This window comes from Dactylosporangium fulvum, from assembly GCF_025137375.1.
GTDB lineage: Bacteria > Actinomycetota > Actinomycetes > Mycobacteriales > Micromonosporaceae > Dactylosporangium > Dactylosporangium fulvum.
This window is the reverse complement of sequence record NZ_CP073720.1, coordinates 1,475,247-1,495,840: the sequence shown is the minus strand read 5'-3', so window position 1 is coordinate 1,495,840 and position 20,594 is coordinate 1,475,247. Positions and strand designations below refer to the sequence as shown.

Sequence of the window (20,594 nt, the reverse complement as noted above, 5' to 3'; positions counted from 1 at the left end):
CTACCCCTCTACCTCGAGTGTGGGGATCGGGTACACCAGTCTGCCGCCCCAGTCGCGCACGTAGGACAGCTGCGCGCTGATCTCCGTGCGCAGGTTCCATGGCAGGACCAGGACATAGTCGGGCCGGTCCGCGGCGATGCGCTCCGGCTCGTGGATCGGGATGTGCGTACCGGGGAGGAACATACCCTGCTTGTGCGGCGAACGGTCGACCGTGTACTCGAGCAGGTCCTCACGGATGCCGCAGTGGTTGAGCAGCGTGTTGCCCTTGCCCGGCGCGCCGTAGCCGACCACCCGCTTGCCCTCGCGACGCGCCGTCATGAGGAAGTCGAGCAGGTCGCGCTTGATCGTGAAGACCTCGTCGGCGAAGCCCTTGTGCCCCTCGAGCGTGTGCAGCCCGGCGGCCGCCTCCGCCTCCAGCAGGTTCTTCACGGCGAGCGACGGCTCCCCCGCGTGATCCGTGTGCATGGCGTGTACCCGCAGCGAGCCGCCGTGCGTGGAGAGTTCCTCGACGTCGACGACGGTGAGGCCGCCCTTCGCCAGCGCCCGCGACGCGGTGAGCAGGGAGAGGTACTGGTAGTGCTCGTGGTAGATGGTGTCGAACTGGCGCCGCTCGATCAGGCGCAGCAGGTGCGGAAACTCGAGGGTGACCAGCCCGTCCGGTTTGACCAGATTGGCCAGCCCCTGCGAAAAACCAATGATGTCCGGAATATGGGCATAAACGTTATTTGCCGCCACCAGATCCGCCCGGCCGTATTGCGCCGCGACCGATGCACCCGTTTCCGGCCCGAGAAAGCACACCTCGGTGCGGACGCCCTTTTCGCGGGCAACCGCTGCGACATTTCCCGCTGGCTCAACGCCGATCACCGGGATACCTGCGGCCACAAAATGCTGGAGAAGGTATCCGTCGTTACTGGCCACTTCGGCGACCAGACTGTCGGCCGTTAGGTTGAGCTTCTCGATCATCGCGACCGCGTACCGCCGGGCGTGCTCCACCCAGGATGTCGAGTAGGAGGAGAAGTAGAGGTAGTCGGAGAAGATCTCCTCACCCGCGACGTACGCCGGGAGCTGCACGAGCAGGCACTCCGCGCAGATCCGCACGTGAAGCGGATAGAAGGTCTCCGGGGCGTCGACCTTCTCCGCGGGCACGTAGCTCTCGCAGAGCGGGGACATCCCAAGGTCGACGAAGGTCTCGGTGAGCTCGGTCCCACACAGCCGGCACGAGACTACGGGCATACGTTCCCCCCAAATTGTCACTGGCGCTAGGCTCCCCACCAACGAACCGGCGATCCAGCGAATGACTGACGAATCACATCCGAAGCCACGCCCGGCGCGGCCGTGGACGAGTCAGCCTAAGGCAAAATCCAAGGCAAGAAGCTAGCGGTCATCGGTGGCTTCCGGTAAACGCCAGAGTAAGAAGTCCGACACACCACCGAGGGCCTTTTCGGCTCCTCATAGACTCGCCTTCCACCCGCCGAGCGTTCGGGAGCTTTGCCATGCGCGTACTCGTCACTGGTCACGACGGATACATCGGCAGCGTGCTGGTGCCGATACTCCGTCAAGCCGGGCACGAGGTGGTCGGACTGGACACCGGGCTCTTCGCGGACTGCGTCCTCGGCCCGGCGCCCGAGGAGGTCAAGACGCTCCGCGTCGACCTGCGCGACGTTGAGCCGGAGCACGTCACCGGCTTCGACGCGGTGCTGCACCTCGCCGCGCTGTGCAACGACCCGCTGGGCAACCTCAACCCGGACCTGACGTATGACGTCAACCACCGCTCGACGCTCCGCCTGGCCCGGGCCGCGAAGGCCGCCGGCGTGCAGCGCTTCCTCTTCTCGTCATCCTGCTCGCTGTACGGCAAGGGCGACGACGACACGCCGCTGGACGAGACGGCCGGCTTCCAGCCCGTGACCCCCTACGGCGAGTCGAAGATCCTCTCCGAGCAGGGCCTGCTGGAGCTCGCCGACGACGACTTCTCCCCCACGTTCCTGCGCAACGCCACGGCGTACGGCTTCTCCCCGCGCCTGCGCGGTGACCTCGTCGTCAACGACCTCGCCGCGCACGCGCTGCTCACCGGCCAGGTGCGGCTGCTGTCCGACGGCAAGGCGTGGCGGCCGCTGGTGCACATCGAGGACATCTCCGCGGCGTTCCTCGCGCTGCTGGAGGTCGGCCGCGAGCGGGTGCACGCCAAGGCGTACAACATCGGACGCTCGAGCGAGAACTACCTCATCCGGGACGTGGCCAACCTGGTCGCCGAGGTGGTCCCGGACAGCGAGGTCACGTTCGCCGCCGGCGCCGGCACCGACCTGCGCAACTACCGCGTCACGTGCGACCTGATCGCCGCCGAGATCCCCGAGTTCCAGCCGAAGTGGACCGTGAAGCTGGGCGTGGAGCAGCTCGTCGAGGAGTACCAGCGGCACGGGCTGACCATCGAGCAGTTCGGCAGCGAGCGGCACCAGCGCATCAAGCGCATCCGGTCGCTGACGGAGCAGGGCAAGCTGGACGACAACCTGCGGTGGGTGAACGCATGAGCAACGATCAGCGGATCTGCGACGCCTGCGGCGACGACCGGCTCGTCGAGTTCGCCGACCTGGGCGAGATCCCCGTCCTGTGCGGGGTGCACTGGGAGGCCCACGGCGACGCCGTCGCCTCACCGGTGGGCAGGATGGTGATGGCGTACTGCCCGACGTGCGCCTACGTCCGTAATGTCGCGTTCGACAAGGACCTGCTGGTCTACGACACGACGATGGACACCAACCTCCACTTCTCCCCGGCGTTCCAGCGGTTCTCCAGCGATCTCGTCCAGAGCCTCAGCGAGCGGTACGACCTGAGCGGCAAGCTCGTGCTGGACATCGGCTGCGGGCAGGGCGAGTTCCTCAAGGAGCTGACCCACGTCGGCGGCGCGCGCGGCGTCGGCTACGACGCGATGTACGCCGGCGAGGTCGGCGAACAGGGCGCGGTCACGTTCCACAGTGGACTGGCGCCACGCGGCAGCGGCCTGCCCGACTACGACTTCTTCACCTCGCGCCACTGGTTCGAGCACCTCGACGACCCCTACGAGTTCCTCGTCGACCTGCGTGAGCAGGCCAAGGGCCGTGAGGTCTTCGGATACGTCGAGGTGCCGGACGCGGTCTACGACCTCGCCACCGCCGGCTGGGAGGTCATCTACCCGCACGTGTCGTACTTCGACGCCTACTCGCTGGCGAGCATCTTCGGCCGGGCGGGCTGGACGGTGGAGTCGACCGGCACGCTGTTCTCCGGGATGTTCCGCTACATCGAGGTTTCGGCGAACCGCCCGCGGGCAGGAGGCCACGTCGCCCACACCGGTGAACTGCCCTCGCTGCGGGCCCGTGACAAGCAGCTCGCCGCGATCGCCGGCTTTGCCGAGCGGCACCACGCCGAGCGCGAGCGCTGGCGGAGCACGATCTCGCGGCTCAACGCGGAGGGTGCGAAACCGGTCCTGTGGGGCGCCGGATCGCGGGGCGTGCAGTTCCTCACGCTCGCCGACCGCGAACTGGGCCTGCACGGTGTGGTCGACCTCAACCCGCGCAAATGGGGCCGGTTCCTGCCGGTCACCGGACACCGGGTCGACCCGCCGTCGACGCTGACGGCGCTGCAGCCGAAGGCGGTGATCATCACGAACCCGGCGTACAAGGACGAGATCGCCAAGTCCCTCGCGGACCTGGGCGTGACCGCAGAGATCCTGGTGGCCTGACATGACCGGTGCGGGCATGCCCAGGGTGACGATCGGCATGACGACGTACAACGTCGAGCGATACCTGCCGCTGGCGCTCGAGTCGATGCTGGCGCAGGACCATCCGGACTTCGAGATCGTCGTCTGCGACAACCTCTCCACCGACCGCACCTGGGACATCCTGGAGACCTACGCACAGAAGGACGACCGGATGCGGATCTACCGCAATCCGGAGAACCTCGGCGAGGCGGGCAACTTCCGGCGGGTCGTCTCGCTGGCGCGCGGCGAGCTGTTCCGGCTCGCCGCGCACGACGACCTCGCCGCGCCGACCCTCGTCAGCCGGTGTGTCGCCGCGCTCGACGCGCACCCGTCGGCGATCCTCGCGTTCCCGCAGACGATGCTGATCGACAGCGACGGCAACGAGATCGGCCCGTGGGACGACGCGATGGACACGGCGGACCTGCGCTCGCGGAGCCGGGTCTCGTGGTACGCCCGGAAGTGGAACCTCTGCAACGAGGTGTTCGGCGTCGTGCGCACCGACGTGCTGCGCAGGACGCGCCTGCTCGGCCCGTTCCTGTCCAGCGACGTGCGGATGCTGCACGAGCTGGCGCTGCGCGGCGAGTTTGTCCAGGTGCCGGAGCGGTTGTTCTTCCGCCGCATGCACGCCACCAACACGTTCGGCGCCAGCCGGGACACCGACGAGGTCCTGGAGTGGCTGGAGCCGGGCGCGAAGAAGTCGAAGAAGCGCAAGCCGGCCACCGACCAGAGCCACCACACCCGGATGACCTGGGAGATCACCAAGGCCCTGCTCAACAACGAGCTGCCGGTGACACAGCGGGCCGCCGGGACTGCCGCGTTCCTCACGTCGTGGGGCACCCGGCGCGGTCGCGCCAAGCTCGGCCGGATCCGCCGGACCATCACGCGCACGCCGATCGCTCCGCCGCCGTGGGAGCAGCCGCCGGCGGGAGATTCCCAGCAGTCCTGAAACAGCGAGCGGAGCCCGCATGAGCCAGACCATCGATCAGTCCGTCGACCCGCTCGACCGGACCGTCGACCTGGACCGCACCGTCGAGATCAAGGCACCCGAGGAGCCTGAGCGCGAAGAGGCGCCGCGGAAACGGCTCAAGTCCGCCATCTTCTGGTCGTACGCGCTGACCGCGGGCCGGCTCGGCACGACCACGATCGTCACGTTCGTCCTGGCGAGCATGCTGGGCCCGCACGCGTTCGGGGTCGTGGCGACGGCACTGCTGTTCGTGATGATCACGCAGATGCTGCTCCAGCAGACGCTGCTCACCACGATCATCCAGCGCGAGCGGCTCGACGACGACCACCTCGACGCGGGCTTCTGGGTCGTCATGGGCGGCAGCCTCGGCCTCACCGCCCTGGCCGCCGGCGCGGCACCGCTGTGGGCGGCGTTCAACAACCAGCCGGAGATCACCTGGGTCTGCGTCGCGCTGACACCGATGATCGTGCTGCAGGGCCTGACCGTGGTGCCCGAAGCGATCCTGCGCCGGAAGATGACGTTTCGTCCCTTGGCCATCCGCACGCTCATCGCGAATGCGATCGGCGGGATCGTCGGCATCATCATGGCGCTCGTCGGCTTCCAGGCGTGGGCGCTGGTGGCGCAGCAGCTCGTCACCGGCGTGGTCGGCGCGATCGTGCTGTGGACGGTCACCGACTGGCGGCCCCGGTTCCGGTTCCCCGTGCAGGCATGGAAGGACCTGTGGGGCTTCTCGGCACAGGCCGCGCTCGGCGGCATCGGCGTCTTCCTGGCGATCCGGATCGACGTGCTGGTCCTGGCGAAGTGGTTCGGGCCGGTCGCCGTCGGTCTCTACCGCATCGCGCAACGCCTGCCCGACATGCTGACCGAGGTCACTTCCCGGTCGCTGCAGCAGGTGTCGCTGCCGGAGCTGGCCCGCCTGCAGCGGGAGCCCGAGGTGCTCGCCGACCGGCTCGCCAAGATGCTGCACGTCTCCGCGGTCGTGGGGCTGCCCGCGCTGGGCATCCTGGCCGCCGACGCCAAGCCGCTCGTCGCGCTGCTCGGCCCGGAGTGGTCGCCGGCCGGTGTCGGCATGCAGCTGCTGTGCATCGTCGGCGCGGTCAACGTCTACGGCGTGCTGCTCGGCCCGGCGCTGCAGGCGGTCGGGCGGGTCGGGATCAACACCGCGCTCGCCTGGACCCAGCTGGCGGTCGGCATCGTCACGTTCTACGCCATCGGGCAGTGGCTCAACGGCTCGGCCGACGACCGTCAGCAGGTCGCCGCCATCGCGCTCGGCATGGCGGGCCTGGAGCTGACGATCACGATCGTTATGGCCTACATCACCTTCAACCGGGTATTGAAGGTCAGCAGCTGGCGCATCGTCCGGCCGACCGTGCCGGCACTCTTCGCCAGCCTCCTGGGCTTCGGGATCACCTGGAGCGTCGACCACTTCGGCCTGATCAGCGGACCATGGACGCTCAAGTTCGTGGTCTACGGTGCCCTCGCCACGGCGATCTCGGGCGGCGTGCTGCTCGCGCTCGACCGGCGCCTGTCGGGAATGGTCATGGGACGGATCCGCCCCATGCTGAAGAAAGCGTAGGAAAGAGTTTTGCAGTTCGAGGAGTCGAATCGCCTGCGGCCGATGGCGCACGCCGTGATTCCCGGTGGCGCCCACACGTACGCGAAGGGCGACGACCAGTTCCCGGAAGAGGCTCCGGGCTTCATCGTGCGCGGCGAGGGCTGCCACGTGTGGGACGTCGACGGCAACGAGTTCATCGAATACGGCATGGGCCTGCGGGCCGTCTCGCTCGGCCACGGCTACGCCCCGGTGGTCGCGGCGGCCGCCGCCGAGATGCGCAACGGGCTCAACTTCACCCGCCCGGCCGCGCTCGAGCTGACCGCGGCGGAGAAGCTGCGCCGCACGCTCGGGCAGGACGACCGGATGGTGAAGTTCGCCAAGAACGGCTCCGACGTGACCAGCGCCGCGGTGAAGCTCGCGCGGGCGGCCACCGGCCGGGACCTGGTGGCGATCTGCGGTGACCACCCGTTCTTCTCGACCGACGACTGGTTCATCGGTACGACCGGCATGCCCGGCGGCATTCCCCAGGCAGTCCGCGATCTGACCGTCAAGTACCGCTACAACGACCTCGCGAGCGTCGAGGCGCTCATCGCCGCGTACCCGGGCCGGATCGCCTGCCTGGTGCAGGAGGTCGAGACCACCGAGCCGCCGGCGCCGGGCTTCCTGGCCGGGCTGCGGGCGCTGTGCGACGCGCACGGCATCGTGCTCATCTTCGACGAGATCATCACCGGTTTCCGCTGGCACGTCCGCGGCGCCTCCCACGTGCACGGGGTCCGGGCCGACCTGACCAGCTACGGCAAGGCGCTCGGCAACGGCTTCGCGATCGCGGCGCTGGTCGGCGAGCCGGAACTGATGGAGCTGGGCGGCCTGCGCACCGACCGGGAGCGGGTGTTCCTGCTCTCCACGACGTACGGCGCCGACACGCACACGCTCGCCGCGGCGATGGCGGTGCTCGACGTGTACGAGCAGGAGCCGGTCATCGAGCACCTGCACCGGCAGGGCCGTCGGCTCGCCGAGGGCGTGCGGCAGGCCGCGCAGGCGCACGGGATCGCCGAGTTCTTCGGCGTCGCCGGCCGGGACAGCAACCTCATCTACATGACGAAGGACGCCGAGGGCGAGCGCTCCCAGGCGTTCCGGACGCTGTTCCTGCAGGAGATGATCCGCCGCGGGGTGATCGCCCCGTCGTTTGTCATGAGCTACTCGCACACCGACGCGGACATCGACCGTACGGTCGAGGCGGTCGACGGTGCGCTCGCCGTCTACGCGAAGGCGCTCAGTGACGGTGTCGAGGGTTACCTGGTGGGGCGCCCGGTGAAGCCGGTGTTCCGCCCATACGTCTGAGGACGGTTCCATGACGCTGACGTCGCAGACCCGCACACATGAGGCGACCGGCACACCACCGCGCGGCCGCGGCAGGTCGATCGCGCTGACGACGGCCGCCGTCGTCGTCGGCACGGCCGCGAGCCTGCTGCGTCAGCCCGGCCCCGGCGCGCTGAACACGATCTGGGCGGAAGACGGTGAGATCTTCCTGACCCAGGCCGTGCGCGACGGGGCCGGGGCGTTCACGACGTCGTACGCCGGCTACTACCACCTGGTCGCCCGGATCGTGGCCGCGGTCGCCGCGGTGCTGCCGGCCGCCTGGGCGGGCGCCGTCCTGGCCGTCGGGGCCGCGCTGATCACTACCGTGTTCGCGGTCGCCGTGTACCACCTCAGCGGCGAACACCTGCCGTCGCGCCTCGCCCGGCTGGTCGTGTCGGTCCCGGTCGCCGTGCTGCCGATGGCGCAGGGCGACGTGCTCAACTCCCCCGCCAACCTGCACTGGACCGGGCTGTACCTGCTGTTCTGGCTGTTGGTGAGCCGGCCCGCGACCACCGCGGGGCGGGTCCTGGCCTGTGCCGGCATCGTGCTCGTCACCGCCAGCGACATCCTCACCGGCGTCTACGTGCCGCTGGCGGCGTTCGTGGTCTGGTTCCACCGCGACCGGTACGCCTGGATCAAGGGCGCCGCGTTCGGGGTGCCGCTCGTGGTGCAGGTCCTCGGCCTGCTGACCGGTCAGAGCGAGCGCGAGGGGCTCACGCCTGACCCGGTGCTCGGTATCACCGGCTACGTCTTCCGCGCGGTGCCGGCAACGTTCTTCGGCGAGCGGTGGGTCGGCGCCGGGGTGAGCACCGTGAGCCTCGTGTTCACCGCGCTGGCCGTCCTGCTGATCGCGGCGGTGCTGCTGCTGGCCTGGCTCGAGAAGACCTCGGCACGGTGGTGGTTCGCGCTCGCCGCGGCGCTGCACAGCGCCGCCCTCTACGTCGCACCGGTCGGGCTGAGCGGCATCGCCACGCCCCGCTACAACGTCGCGCCCGCCCTGCTTCTGCTCGTCGCGGTGGTCAGCCTGGTGCTGCCCAAGTACGACGCCCGGCTTTTGACGGCACTGAGTGTGCTGATCGCAATCGTCTGCGTAGTGAACTTCCGGGTGGCCAACCCCAGATCGGAAGGCCCGGCGTGGGACGACGGGATTGACTCAGGTCGGGTCGCATGCGCGCAGTCGCCCGGCGGCACCGTGTCCATCGAACTGCCGCCGCTGGTGGCGCCCGGCTGGCACGCCACGCTGCCCTGTGACTATGTCGACAGGAATTGACTTGGGAATTGCCCGCATGGCTATGATCAATCCGACAACCAGCGGTTGAAGGTGAATTTGTTCGACCGTTCGGCTAGTCCTGGTTGACAAAACGACCGAGTGCGCACCAAGCCGACGAAACACGGTCGAGCTATTGGCCACACGAGCGTTGACCTGCGGATCAGAAGATCACTTCTGTCCGTTTCATTACTTAAGTTAAGAATGTGCAAATAATTCAGAATTGTGCGACTCGACGCCAGTGGCGGCATTTCATGTCGCGTTAAAGGACGCGTGTAAACAATGCGACACGGCGAGAGTGCCGATGCCTACTTGCCTCGCGAGTGCGTTATCCGCGAGGGTTCCTAGGCGACTGCCCGTGGGGGGTGCGCGATGGATTTTTCTTCGGGATCTGTCTTCGAGAGTCAGGGGCGGTCATGAAGGTTGGTGTCATCGGCTGCGGTTACTGGGGAGCCAAGCACGTCCGCGTGCTCTCCTCACTGCCCGAAGTGTCACTCGTCGTCGCCATCGACGCCCAGGCGGAGCGGATCGAGCCGCTGCGCCGCATGTACCCCAGCGCGCTGTGCGTGACCAGCCTCGACGAGGTCATCGACCTCATCGACGCCGCGATCATCGCCACGCCGCCCCGCTCGCACGGCCCGCTCGCCAAGCGGCTGCTCGCGGCCGGCAAGCACGTGATGGTCGAGAAGCCCATGACCGCGTCGACGGCGGAGGCCCGTGAGCTCGTCGCGATGGCCGACGAGGCCGGCCTGACGCTCGCCACCGGCCACACCTTCGAGCACAACGCCGTGGTGAAGCACCTGCGCGACATCGTCGCCGCCGGCGAACTCGGCAAGATCTACTACCTCGACACCGCGCGGCTGAACCTCGGTCTCTACCAGCCCGACGTCAACGTCGTCTGGGACCTCGCGCCGCACGACATCTCGATCATCAACATGGTCCTCGGCGCCACGCCGACAGCGGTGAGCGCACGGGGCGACCGGCACGCCGGCACGCCGTTCGAGGACGTCGCGTACGTCCGGCTGGAATACGGCACCATCGACGCCACCGCGAACATCCACGTCAGCTGGCTCGACCCGTCGAAGGTCCGCCGGGTGACCGTGGTCGGCAGCCAGCGGATGGCCGTCTACGACGACATGCTCGACGAGGGCCGCCTGCGCATCTACGACAAGGGCATCCAGGGTGCGCCGCTCGACGGCACGGTCCCGATGTCATACCGCTACGGCGGCATCGTCTCCCCGCACATCCCGATGACCGAGCCGCTCGCGGAGGTGGACCGCGACTTCGTCGAGTCGGCCATCACCGGCCGGCGTCCGGCCGTCGACGGGCGCCGCGGGCTGGCCGTCGTCGAGGTCCTGGAGGCCGCGGCGGAGTCCATGGCGACCGGCCGGACCGTCGAGATCTCTGCCGCCACCGACATCGCCACCGACGCCGTGCCGGCGTAGTCTTCGCTCCTGCTGGAAAGGACCCCACTTCGTGCGCATCCCGTTCAACGACCTCGCCACTCCGCACGCGTCGATCGTCGAGGACGTCGTCGCGGAGGTCCGAGCGCTGGCCGGCAACTCGCGGTTCATCGGCGGCCCGGCGGTGGAGGCCTTCGAGCAGGACTTCGCGGCGTTCTGCCACACCCGGCACGCGGTCGGGGTGGCCAACGGCACCGACGCGATCGAGCTGACGCTGCGCGCGCTCGGCATCGGCGCCGGTGACGAGGTGCTGGTCCCGGCCAACACGTTCATCGCCACCGCCTCCGCGGTCGCGGCCACCGGCGCCCGGCCGGTCTTCGTCGACGTCGACCCGGTCAGCCTCCTGGTCACTCCGGCGACGCTCGAGGCCGGGCTCACCGAGCGGACCAAGGCGGTCGTCCCGGTCCACCTCTTCGGGCACATGGTGCCGCCGGCGGACGTGCTGGCGTTCGCCCAGCGGCACGGCCTGATCGTGATCGAGGACTCGGCGCAGGCCCACGGCGCCGACGCCCCGAGTGACGGCGGGGATGAGAAATCGCGGGCCGGGTCGTACGGCGTCGCGGGGACCTTTAGCTTTTACCCGGGCAAGAACCTCGGCGCGTGGGGCGACGGCGGCGCGGTCGTCACCGACGACACAGCACTCGCCTCCCGCATCCGTTCGCTGGCCAACCACGGCCGGTCCGAGGGCACCGACCACTACGAACACCGCTACGTCGGGCGGAACAGCCGGCTCGATGCGCTGCAGGCCGCGGTGCTGCGGCGCAAGCTGGCCGACCTCCCGGAGGCCACCGCACAGCGCCGGCGTGTCGCGTCGGTCTACGCGGAGGCGCTGGCCGCACACAGCATCCCGCTGGTCGCACCGCTGTCCGGCGTGGACAGCGCCTGGCACCTGCTCGTCGTCCGGGTGCCGGGGCGTGAGACCGTGCGTCGCCTGCTGGACGAGGCCGGCATCGGCACCGGGGTGCACTACCCCGTGCCGTGTCACCGGCAGCTCGCCTACATCTCCGATCAGACCGTCAGCCTTCCGGTGGCCGAGCAGGCCGCCACCGAGATCCTGTCCCTTCCCTTCTTCCCGCACATGCGGGACGACGAAATCGCCTACGTGGCTGAAAGCCTCGCCAAGGCGATCGCCGCGGTCTGAGCCGACCCCGGTTGTAGTGCTCGCTCGTTCGTTGTCGCACCAACGCACAGTGAGGAGGTGTCGCTGTTGACAGCGCCCCAGGCTGTTCCCGACTCCGTCGTCGACACCGGCGACGCGACCGTTGAGATCTCGTCCCTTCCCAAGCAACCCGTGTCCGAACTCGCCGACGACGCCACCGTCGAGATTCCGATGCCGCAGCGCGTCCTGCGGGTCGTCGGCAGCGGCTGGGGCCTGATCCAGGGACACCGGGAGGGCCGCTCGCTCATCCCGAAGCGGTCGCTGCGGCAACTGGTCGAGGGTTTTGCCGCGCTGTGCATCCTGGCCGTGCTGTCACCGGTGCTCCTCGTGGTCGCGCTCGCCGTGAAGTGGACGAGCGCCGGCCCGATCCTGTTCAAGCAGGAGCGGTTGGGGCTGCACCGCAGCTCCTTCAAGATCATCAAGTTTCGCACGATGAGCAACAAGAACAGCGACGCCCAGCACCGCGAGTTCGTCAAGAAGATGCTCACCTCCGACGACGACGTCGACGGTGGCGAGCAGGGCGTCTACAAGCTCGTCAACGACCCGCGCATCACGCCGATCGGCGGCTTCCTGCGCCGCACCAGCATCGACGAGCTGCCGCAGTTGTGGAACGTGGTGCGCGGCGAGATGTCGCTGGTCGGCCCCCGGCCGGTGCTCGCCTGGGAGGCCGATCTGTTCCCGCCGGAGGCCGAGCGCCGCTTCGCGTGCCGGCCCGGCATGACCGGCCTGTGGCAGGTATCCGGCCGCAGCACCCTCGACTTCAAGGCCGCGCTGGAACTCGACGTCGTCTACGTCGAGAACAAGTCGCTCTGGTACGACGTCAAGATTCTCTTCCGCACGGTCGGCGTCGTCTTCAATCGATCGGTAGCCAGGTGAGTGGTCCGGAGCGCAGCGGAGGGGCCACTCACAATGAGGTTCAAGGTATAGGCGCTTCGCCGGAGCGAAGCGGAGGAGAAGCGCGGTGAAACAAAAAGATCCACGGCTCCACGTGGTCATAGCGGTGGCAAACCTGCCGGTCGAGCGCGACCGGCGGGTTATTCGTGAGGTCAAGGCCCTGGAGGCGGCCGGTTACCGGGTGACGGTGATCTGCCCGCGCGGCAAGCAGAAACTCACGAGGGTGCCCGGCACCAACGACGCGCGGATCCGCTCGTACAAGATGTACGAGTCCAGCGGCGGCGCGGTCTCGTTCGCGGTCGAGTTCGCCTGGTCGTTCCTGTGCATCGGCTGGCATCTCATGGCAGCGGTACTTCGGGACAAGGCCGTCGCCGCCCAGGTCTGCAACCCGCCGGACGTGTTCTGGCCGCTGGCCATCCTGATGCGCGCGATCGGCCGGCCGTGGGTCTTCGACCACCACGACCTGTCGCCCGAGGTCTACCAGGCACGCGGCGGCCGGCCCGGCTCGGCCCTCGACAAGGTGCTCCTGCGCTTCGAGAAGTGGTCGCAGCGCACGGCCTCGGCGGTCGTATCGACCAACGAGTCCTACCGGGAGCTCGCCATCAGCCGCGGCGGCTGCGACCCGGCGCGGGTCGTCGTGGTCCGCAACGGCCCCGCGGCGAGCGAGGTCAAGCCGGTCGACAGCGCGCCCGACGACGTCGACGACCACACGATCGTCTACCTCGGGGTGCTCGGCGCGCAGGACGGCGTCGACAACGCGATCCTGGCCGTCGAGCGGCTGGTCGAGCTGCGCGGCCGGCTGGGCTGGCGGCTCGTGGTCGCGGGCGACGGCGAGTGCCTGGAAAGCCTGCGGGCGCTGACCACCGAACGGAAGCTCGACGACGTCGTCGAGTTCACCGGCTGGCTCGGCGTCGAGGAGATCGACCGGCTGTTGCGCACCGCTTCCGTCGGATTGCAGCCAGATCCGCGCAGTGCGCACGCCGAGGTGTCGACAATGGCCAAGACCGTGGAATACCTCGCACGAGGGCTTCCCGTGGTCGGCGTGGACATGAGGGAGACCCGGCGCAGCGCCGGTGACGCAGGCGTCTACGTTGAACACGGCACACCCGAAGAATTTGCCGCCGTCCTGCACCGCCTACTCGACGACCCCGTGGCTCGTGCGTCGATGCGAAATGTCGCACTGGCCCGGTTCCGTAACACGCTCGCCTGGGAACACCAGGCGGCGACCTATGTCCGGCTTTGGGATGACTTGCTGTCCACCCGTCGGGCCAGGTACAAAACGACTTCAATCGTTCGGCAACCAGGCCCGGGCGAACAGCCTCTTGAAGTCCGCCAGGCAGAACACCGACAGTGATATCGACGAGCGACCGCGCTTGTGTGAGGGGATGACGTGGACCTCTGGGATCTCGCCAAGCTGATGGGTCGACGGTGGTACCTGATGGCACCGATGATCCTGCTGACGCTGGCCGCCACCACGTGGGCGCTCGTGACGATCAAGCCCGACTACACGTCGACCGGCACCATCATGCTCATCCCGCCGGCCAACCGGACCCCGCTGACGCAGGCCGAGCTCGCGTCGACCAACACGTGGGTCGAGGTCGGCGAGGACATCATGGCGACCGCCGTGGCGATCTCGCTCAACACCAGCGCCACGAAGAAGGAGATCGCGGCCGGGGGGTTCTCCTCCAATTTCGAGGTGGTGGCCGAGGACCGGTCCAGCATCCTCACCGTGACCGCGACCGCGTCGACACCGGAGGCCGCGAAGGCCACCGTGCAGCGCCTGGAGAAGCAGGTCGCCCAGGAGGTCGAGGACAAGCAGGCGCGATACAAGCCGCAGCCCGGCCGCGCGATCACCACGCAGGTGCTCGACCCGGGTGACACCATCGAGGTCGTCTCCTCGAAGGTGAAGCGCGCCGCCGTCGTCATCATCGGCGTCGGTCTGCTGCTCACCGCGGCGGTCACGATCGTGGGCGACAACCTGCTGCGCCGCCGGGCCAGCACCCGCCGGCGCGCCGCGGGCCTGACCGGCCCGGACGACCTCGAGCCGGACGGCGGCACCGACGTCATCGCCGACAGCGACCGGGTCACGAGGAGCCGGATACCGACGGCGGCCAACGGCAGGGAGCCGAGGCGGCCGATCAACCTGTCCGACGAGCCGACGACGATCGTGACGAACCACGGCGGCAAGGCCAAGAACCACAACATGAGCGACGCCAACGGCTCCGGGCTCACCGTCTCGTACAAGCAGGTGGAGGGCGAAGGCGACCGGCGCGGCGGCGAGACGGACGACGCGACGATCATCCTGCCGCTGGGCAACACGCCCTGGGCCGGGCGTGACGCGGACGCCGAGGCGCGCAACCGTTGACCTCCAGCACGATGGCCGGGCAGACCCGCGGGACGAAGGCGCCACCGACCCCGGTGGCGTCCGACGATCTGCGGATCTTCAAGCGCAAGCCGAAGAAGCGGTCGGCGGCCTACCGGCCCTCCCCCGATCTGCTCCCGGTCCTCGTCGACGCGGGCACCTACGCCTCGCGGCGTCGGCGCAGCCACGTCGACGCGGCGTCGCTGCTGGTCTTTGTCATCGTCCTGATCCAACTGCTGCCCTCCCGGCTCGTCGTGCCCGACCTCACCTCGGTCGGCCGGCCCGGTCTGCTGGTCGGTCTGCTCCTCGCGGTGTGGTGGCTGCTGTCCAAGCTGCACCCCCGGCTGGCGATGACCGGCCCGCAGCCGATGCGCTGGGCGTTTGTCGTCTACGCGCTGTCGCTGCTGCTGTCGTATGCGGCCGGCCAGTTCCGGGGCATGCCGACCCTCGAGGCCAACTCCGCCGACCGCGCCCTGTTGGGCGCGCTGGCGTTCATGGGCATCATCTTCATGACCGCCGACGGCGTGCCCACCCGGGAGCGGCTCGACGACCTGCAGCGGGTCCTCATCTACTGCACGACGATCAACTCGTTGCTCGGCATCCTGCAGTTCATCACCAAGAAGGACCTCACGCAGAACATCGTCATCCCGGGCCTGACGCTGCAGGGCGAGCTGGTCGGCCTCGCCGACCGCGGCGGCGGCGGGCTGATCCGGGTGGCCGGCACGACCGGTCACTACATCGAGTTCAGCGTGGTGATGGCGTTCGCGGTGCCGCTGGGCATCCACTACGCGCGCTTCGCCGCCCGCCAGTCCGAGCGCCGGTTGTTCCTGATCTGCACGCTGATCATGGCCGGCTCGATCCCGCTCGCGCTGTCCCGCACCGGCATCCTCGCCGTGGGCGTCGGCCTGCTGTGCATGTGGCCGGCCTGGAACTGGCGCTTCCGGTTCAACGTCCTGGTGGTCACCGCCGGTCTGCTCGGGGTCCTCTCGGTGGTGCGGCCCGGCCTGCTGGGCACCTTGCGCTCGCTGTTCAGCAACGCCAAGGACGACCCGAGCATCAAGGGGCGCACCGACGACTACGACGTCGTCTTCCAGTACGCCTCCGAGCGGCCGTGGCTCGGCCGGGGCACCGGCACGTTCATCCCCGAGCTGTACCGCTACCTCGACAACCAGTGGCTCATGACGCTGATGAACAACGGCTACATCGGCATCGCCGCCATGGTGGTTCTGCATTTCACCGGCGTGTTCCTGGCCATCATCGCGTTCCGGCGGGCCGAGAATGAGGTCGACCGGCACCTGTGCGCGGCGATCGCCGCGGTGCCGCTGATCGCCGCACTCACCGGTCTGACGTTCGACTCGTTCTCGTTCAGCACCTTCGTCGTGGTGCTCGCCCTGCAACTCGGCGCCGCAGGCGCGATGTGGCGGTTCACACACCCGGCGCGCACCACCCGCGGCGCGGCGGTTGGCGCGCTCAACCGCTGACTCTCTTGGAGCCATCAGTGATCTCGATCGTGATCGCCGCCCACAACGAGGCAGCCGTGATCGGCCGGTGCCTCGACGGACTGCTCGCCCCGGACATCGACATCACCGTCGTGGCCAACGGCTGCTCCGACGACACGGCCGCGGTCGCCGCCGCGCGCCCCGGCGTCCGGGTCGTCGACCGCCCGGAGCCGGGCAAGTCCGCCGCGCTCAACGCCGGCGACGCGGTCGCGGTGGGCTTCCCACGCGTGTATCTCGACGCCGACATCCCGCTGACCGCCGCCGACATCCGCGCGCTGGCGTCCTTCCTGTCCTCGACACCGGGGCTCCTCGCCGCGACCGCGCACCGGACCCTGGACACCCGCAAGCGGCCGTTGCTCGTCCGGGCGCACAGCGCGATCAACGGGCGGCTCCCGGCGTACCGTGACGCCCTCTACGGCCGCGGTGTTGTCATGCTGTCCGAAGAGGGACGCGCCCGCTTCGACACGTTCCCGGAGGTCGTCGCCGACGACCTGTTCCTCGACGGGCTCTTCGGCCCCGGCGAGAAGGCCGAGACGCCGACCGTGGTGGCGGTCGTGGAGACCCCGCGGCGCACTTCCGACCTGGTTCGACGTTTGGCGCGGGTGCGTGCGGGTAACGCCGCCCTGCGCGCCGCGGGTGCCGCCCGCCCGGCGGCGCGCTCCTCGTGGCTGCGCGACGTGGTCCTTCCCCGGCCCTGGTTGTTGCCGGCGGCCGTAGGCTACGTCGCACTGACCGTCGCTGCTTCGCGTGCCGCCCGCCGGAGCCAGGTCGGCTGGGGCCACGACTCATCCACTCGCACCAGCGTCGGAGTCTCGCAGTGAACAGCCGTAACCAGGACCCGCTCGTCAGCGTCGTCCTCGTCTCGTACAACACCCGCGAACACACGCTCAAGAACCTCGCCGCCCTGCAGGCGGGCACGGTGGTGCCGATCGAGGTGATCGTGGTCGACAACGCGTCGACCGACAACTCGGCGGCCGCGATCCAGCACGCGTTCCCGGAGGTCCGGGTCCTGCGCCAGCCGACCAACGTCGGCTTCGGCAACGCGGTGAACCTCGGCGCGGCACACGCCCGGGGCCGCTGGATCCTGCTCATCAACCCGGACACCGAGCCGATCGGCGACGTGATCCGCACCCTGGTCGAATTCGCCGCAACACACCCGGACCACCGGATCTACACGGGCCGGACGCTGCGCGCGGACCGGACCGACGACGGGCATTCGGTGCACGCGCTGCCGAGCCTGTGGGGGTACCTCTGCTTCGCGACCGGCCTGTCCTCGGTCTTCCGCAAGTCGGGCCGGTTCAACCCGGACGAGCTGCCCGCGCTGGACCGCGCGATCGGCGGCGAGGTGCCGGCGGTCTCGGGCTGCCTGCTGCTCATCGACCGTCCGCTGTGGGAGGAGCTCGGCGGCTTCACGCCGGACTACTTCATGTACAGCGAGGACATCGACCTGAGCGCCCGGGCCCGCCAGCACGGCGCCCACCCGGTCCTGGTCCCCGACGCTCAACTGCTCCACGTCGGCGGCGCCGCGTCGAGCACGGTGAACAAGCGGATCATGGTGCTGCGCGGCAAGACGACGTACGTCCGGCTGCGCTGGCCGGCCGACCGCGCCAAGAAGGCCCGGCTCCTGCTGAGCGCCGGCGTCCTGCTGCGCGCACTGGCCGGCAAGGGCTGGCGTGACGTCTGGCGGCAGCGGGCGACCTGGCTGGCGGGCTGGCCCGCCCCGGCACCCGCGGTTCCGACCGTCCCCGCGCAGTCGTCACCGTCGCCGGTTTCGGCGGCTCCCGCTCCGGCAGAAACGGTCGGCGACCGTCACCCGTAGCGGGGCGCGCTCCGCGACCGCTGGACGTTGGGAGTCCGGCGGTCGCGAGCGCGCCAGCACCCGGTGTGCCAGTGCCGCCGGTCGGTGAGATCGCCGCGCTCGTCGGCGGGCCAGGCGACGACGTGCGGAACCCCGGGCGCGATCTCGTGGTCACATCCCGGGCAGCGGTACGGCTTGGCGGCCGCGCTCGCAGGGATGTTGCGCACCTGCCACTCTCCGTCGCTCCACGCCTGCACCCCGCCGACGCCACGCTTGATGCGCTCGACGTCGAGCGGCTCAGGCTCGGCGTCGCGGCGAGGATGATTGCGACGGGGGCTCACCTCTTCAGCGTACCGATCACGTGGTCGCGGCTGGCTGATCATGCGGCGGTCGTGGAGCGTTGTGGCTGCCAGGACGACCAGAACGCGCCACGATCAACTTGACCTGCCGCCCGATCGCCGGGTCAGCGCTTCGAATAGTCGCGGAAGCCGCGGCCGACCTTGCGGCCCAGGTAGCCGGCGGTCACCAGGTGCTCGAGCAGCGGGGCGGGGGCGAAGCCGGGCTCGCGGAGCTCGAGGTAGAGCTCACGCTGGATGGCCAGCGACACGTCCAGGCCGACCACGTCGAGGAGCTCGAACGGGCCCATCGGGTAGCCACAGCCGAGCTTCATCGCGTGGTCGATGTCGTCGGCCGTGGAATAGGAGGCCTCGACCATCTTGACCGCGTCGTTGAGATACGGGAACAGCAGCGCGTTGACCACAAAGCCCGAGCGGTCGGCGCAGACCACCGCGTGCTTGGCCAGCGTGCGGCAGACCGCCGCCGCCGTCGCCACCGTCTCGTCGGACGTGCGGATCGTGCGCACGACCTCGACCAGGCCCATGATCGGCGCCGGGTTGAAGAAGTGCAGCCCCACCACGTCGGCCGGCCGCTCGGTCGCCACCGCGCACTCGATGACCGGCAGGCTCGACGTGGTGGTGGCCAGGACGACACCCGGCTTGCAGATCTCGTCGAGCGACGCGAACAGCGCCTTCTTGACCGACAGCTCCTCGACCACCGCCTCGACGACCAGGTCGACGTCGGACAGGTGCTCGAGCGTCGCCGACCAGGTGACCCGGCCGATCGTCGCGTCGCGCTGCTCCTCGGTCAGCTTGCCGCGGACCACGCTCTTGTTCAGCGACGTCTTCAGCGCCTCGCAGACCCGGGCCGACTTCTCGGCACCGCGGGTCACCGACACGACCTCGAACCCGGCCTTGGCGAAGACCTCGATGATGCCCGTCGCCATCGTGCCGGAGCCGACGACGCCGACCTTGGCGACGTTACGGGCGGTGCCGCCCGTCTCGGCGTCGGCGCGCGGCGTGAACTCGTCGGGCACGACCACCGGCGAGCCGGGCTTCTCATACGTGTAGAAGCCCCGCCCCGACTTCCGCCCCAGCAGCCCGGCGGTCACCATCTGCTTGATCAGCGGGACCGGGGCGTGACGGCGGTCGCGCCCGCCCCGCCGGTACATCGTGTCGAGGACCTCGTAGGCCGTGTCGAGCCCGATCAGGTCCATCAGGGCGAGCGGCCCCATCGGCAGGCCGCAGCCCAGCTTCATCGCGGCGTCGATGTCCTCGCGGGTGGCGTATTTGGCCTCGACCATCGACACGGCCTGGTTGAGGTAGCCGAACAGGAGCGCGTTGGCGATGAAGCCGGCCCGGTCGTTGATGGTCACGTCGACCTTGCCGAGCCGCGTGCAGAGCGCCTCGACGTCGGTGACGACGTCCTCGGCGGTGACGACCGTGCGGACCACCTCGACGAGCTTCATGATCGGCGCCGGGTTGAAGAAGTGCATGCCGACCACCTGGTTGGGCCGGCCGGTCGCGACGGAGATCTCGGTGACCGAGAGGCTGGAGGTGTTGGTCGCGAGGATCGTCTCGGGCTTGCAGACCCGGTCGAGCTCGGCGAAGATCCGCTGCTTGAGGTCGAGGTGCTCGGGCACCGCCTCGATCACCAGGTCGGCGTCACGCAGGGCGTCGAGCCCGACGGCGAACGTCACATGGCCGAGCAGCGTGTCGCGGTCCTCGGCGGAGAGCTTGCCGCGGTTCACCGCGCGGTCGATCGAGCCCCGCAGGATCTCCTCGCCCCGGTGCAGGGCCGCGTCGCTGATCTCGACCGCGATCACCGCCAGCCCGTTGCGGGCGAAGACCTCGACGATGCCGGCACCCATGGTGCCAAGGCCGACCACGCCCACGGATGCAAACTCGCGCCCCATCGCAAGACCTCTCTAACGACCGCTCAGGTTACTGGCGAGTCTCCCATGCCGCCGGAGCCGAGGGGGCGGGCGCACCCTGTGGGATACCGCTCACCACCCGAGTCAGATCCATGATCCAGTTGGTGCGCCAGGTCGCGCCGCCGTCCTCGGAAAACGCCTGCTCCCAGCGGGCCGTGTCCGCCGACCCGGCGTGCCCGAGCCCGCTGAAGATCGGCTCGGCGGACGAGGTCACGAGGAAAGTCCAGCCACTCGTCACCCGAAGATGAAGTCGAAGTCGTGGCGACCGTCGTGCGTTG

General features: G+C 69.3%; 18 protein-coding genes. 14 read left to right on the top strand and 4 right to left on the bottom strand.

The window, feature by feature from the left end:
* Positions 1 to 1,233: a class I SAM-dependent methyltransferase gene (locus Dfulv_RS07000; RefSeq protein WP_259861812.1), complete on the bottom strand. Its 1,233-nt coding sequence runs from the start codon at positions 1,231 to 1,233 to the stop codon at positions 1 to 3.
* A 260-nt stretch (positions 1,234 to 1,493) separates the two neighbouring features.
* On the opposite strand from Dfulv_RS07000, the gene Dfulv_RS06995 reads away from it, so the two are divergent.
* From Dfulv_RS06995 to Dfulv_RS06930, 14 genes are all read left to right on the top strand, one after another.
* Positions 1,494 to 2,525, top strand: a complete 1,032-nt coding sequence (locus tag Dfulv_RS06995; RefSeq protein WP_259861811.1) for an NAD-dependent epimerase/dehydratase family protein — start codon at positions 1,494 to 1,496, stop codon at positions 2,523 to 2,525.
* Entirely contained in the window at positions 2,522 to 3,709 is a 1,188-nt protein-coding gene (locus Dfulv_RS06990; RefSeq protein WP_259861810.1) for a class I SAM-dependent methyltransferase, read from the top strand. Before Dfulv_RS06995 ends, Dfulv_RS06990 begins: the two co-directional genes overlap by 4 nt.
* Before the next feature lie 16 nt (positions 3,710 to 3,725).
* On the top strand, positions 3,726 to 4,673 hold the full coding sequence (locus Dfulv_RS06985) for a glycosyltransferase family 2 protein (protein WP_259861809.1): 948 nt from the start codon (positions 3,726 to 3,728) through the stop codon (positions 4,671 to 4,673).
* Between the two features lie 19 nt (positions 4,674 to 4,692).
* The gene (locus Dfulv_RS06980; RefSeq protein WP_259861808.1) at positions 4,693 to 6,267 is read left to right on the top strand and encodes a lipopolysaccharide biosynthesis protein; all 1,575 of its coding nucleotides are present in this window, start codon (positions 4,693 to 4,695) and stop codon (positions 6,265 to 6,267) included.
* A gap of 42 nt (positions 6,268 to 6,309) precedes the next feature.
* A complete protein-coding gene (locus tag Dfulv_RS06975; protein WP_259861807.1) occupies positions 6,310 to 7,587 on the top strand; it encodes a glutamate-1-semialdehyde 2,1-aminomutase in 1,278 nt (425 codons plus the stop codon).
* Between the two features lie 10 nt (positions 7,588 to 7,597).
* Positions 7,598 to 8,875, top strand: coding sequence for a hypothetical protein (locus Dfulv_RS06970; RefSeq protein WP_259861805.1), 1,278 nt, complete (start codon positions 7,598 to 7,600; stop codon positions 8,873 to 8,875).
* Between the two features lie 413 nt (positions 8,876 to 9,288).
* Positions 9,289 to 10,317: a Gfo/Idh/MocA family protein gene (locus Dfulv_RS06965; protein ID WP_259861804.1), complete on the top strand. Its 1,029-nt coding sequence runs from the start codon at positions 9,289 to 9,291 to the stop codon at positions 10,315 to 10,317.
* A gap of 31 nt (positions 10,318 to 10,348) precedes the next feature.
* Positions 10,349 to 11,476, top strand: a complete 1,128-nt coding sequence (locus Dfulv_RS06960) for a DegT/DnrJ/EryC1/StrS family aminotransferase (RefSeq protein ID WP_259861803.1) — start codon at positions 10,349 to 10,351, stop codon at positions 11,474 to 11,476.
* Between the two features lie 66 nt (positions 11,477 to 11,542).
* Positions 11,543 to 12,370: a sugar transferase gene (locus Dfulv_RS06955; RefSeq protein WP_259861802.1), complete on the top strand. Its 828-nt coding sequence runs from the start codon at positions 11,543 to 11,545 to the stop codon at positions 12,368 to 12,370.
* An 85-nt stretch (positions 12,371 to 12,455) separates the two neighbouring features.
* Positions 12,456 to 13,742, top strand: coding sequence for a glycosyltransferase family 4 protein (locus Dfulv_RS06950; protein ID WP_259861801.1), 1,287 nt, complete (start codon positions 12,456 to 12,458; stop codon positions 13,740 to 13,742).
* 36 nt (positions 13,743 to 13,778) lie between these two features.
* Positions 13,779 to 14,753, top strand: a complete 975-nt coding sequence (locus Dfulv_RS06945; protein WP_259861800.1) for a GumC domain-containing protein — start codon at positions 13,779 to 13,781, stop codon at positions 14,751 to 14,753.
* Entirely contained in the window at positions 14,750 to 16,231 is a 1,482-nt protein-coding gene (locus Dfulv_RS06940; RefSeq protein ID WP_259861798.1) for an O-antigen ligase family protein, read from the top strand. Before Dfulv_RS06945 ends, Dfulv_RS06940 begins: the two co-directional genes overlap by 4 nt.
* Positions 16,232 to 16,248: 17 nt before the next feature.
* The gene (locus tag Dfulv_RS06935) at positions 16,249 to 17,070 is read left to right on the top strand and encodes a glycosyltransferase (protein ID WP_259861797.1); all 822 of its coding nucleotides are present in this window, start codon (positions 16,249 to 16,251) and stop codon (positions 17,068 to 17,070) included.
* Positions 17,067 to 18,068, top strand: coding sequence for a glycosyltransferase family 2 protein (locus Dfulv_RS06930; RefSeq protein ID WP_259861796.1), 1,002 nt, complete (start codon positions 17,067 to 17,069; stop codon positions 18,066 to 18,068). Before Dfulv_RS06935 ends, Dfulv_RS06930 begins: the two co-directional genes overlap by 4 nt.
* Here Dfulv_RS06930 and Dfulv_RS06925 read toward each other — a convergent pair.
* From Dfulv_RS06925 to Dfulv_RS06915, 3 genes are all read right to left on the bottom strand, one after another.
* Complete coding sequence (locus tag Dfulv_RS06925; RefSeq protein ID WP_259861795.1) at positions 18,059 to 18,388, bottom strand: hypothetical protein; 330 nt, start codon at positions 18,386 to 18,388, stop codon at positions 18,059 to 18,061. The genes Dfulv_RS06930 and Dfulv_RS06925 overlap by 10 nt on opposite strands.
* 122 nt (positions 18,389 to 18,510) lie before the next feature.
* Positions 18,511 to 20,298 (bottom strand): 3-hydroxyacyl-CoA dehydrogenase family protein, encoded by a 1,788-nt coding sequence (locus tag Dfulv_RS06920; protein ID WP_259861794.1) that lies wholly within the window; start codon positions 20,296 to 20,298, stop codon positions 18,511 to 18,513.
* A 28-nt stretch (positions 20,299 to 20,326) separates the two neighbouring features.
* Positions 20,327 to 20,554 carry a hypothetical protein gene (locus tag Dfulv_RS06915; protein WP_259861793.1) on the bottom strand — a complete coding sequence of 76 codons (228 nt, stop codon included), beginning with the start codon at positions 20,552 to 20,554 and terminating at the stop codon, positions 20,327 to 20,329.
* Positions 20,555 to 20,594: the final 40 nt, after the last annotated feature.

Coding starts and splice junctions, on each gene's coding strand:
- Dfulv_RS06920 (WP_259861794.1), bottom strand. CDS start 20,298: ATGGGGCGCGAGTTTGCATCCGTGGGCGTGGTCGGCCTTGGCACCATG.
- Dfulv_RS06965 (WP_259861804.1), top strand. CDS start 9,289: ATGAAGGTTGGTGTCATCGGCTGCGGTTACTGGGGAGCCAAGCACGTC.
- Dfulv_RS06995 (WP_259861811.1), top strand. CDS start 1,494: ATGCGCGTACTCGTCACTGGTCACGACGGATACATCGGCAGCGTGCTG.
- Dfulv_RS06985 (WP_259861809.1), top strand. CDS start 3,726: ATGCCCAGGGTGACGATCGGCATGACGACGTACAACGTCGAGCGATAC.
- Dfulv_RS07000 (WP_259861812.1), bottom strand. CDS start 1,233: ATGCCCGTAGTCTCGTGCCGGCTGTGTGGGACCGAGCTCACCGAGACC.
- Dfulv_RS06980 (WP_259861808.1), top strand. CDS start 4,693: ATGAGCCAGACCATCGATCAGTCCGTCGACCCGCTCGACCGGACCGTC.
- Dfulv_RS06970 (WP_259861805.1), top strand. CDS start 7,598: ATGACGCTGACGTCGCAGACCCGCACACATGAGGCGACCGGCACACCA.
- Dfulv_RS06990 (WP_259861810.1), top strand. CDS start 2,522: ATGAGCAACGATCAGCGGATCTGCGACGCCTGCGGCGACGACCGGCTC.
- Dfulv_RS06975 (WP_259861807.1), top strand. CDS start 6,310: ATGGCGCACGCCGTGATTCCCGGTGGCGCCCACACGTACGCGAAGGGC.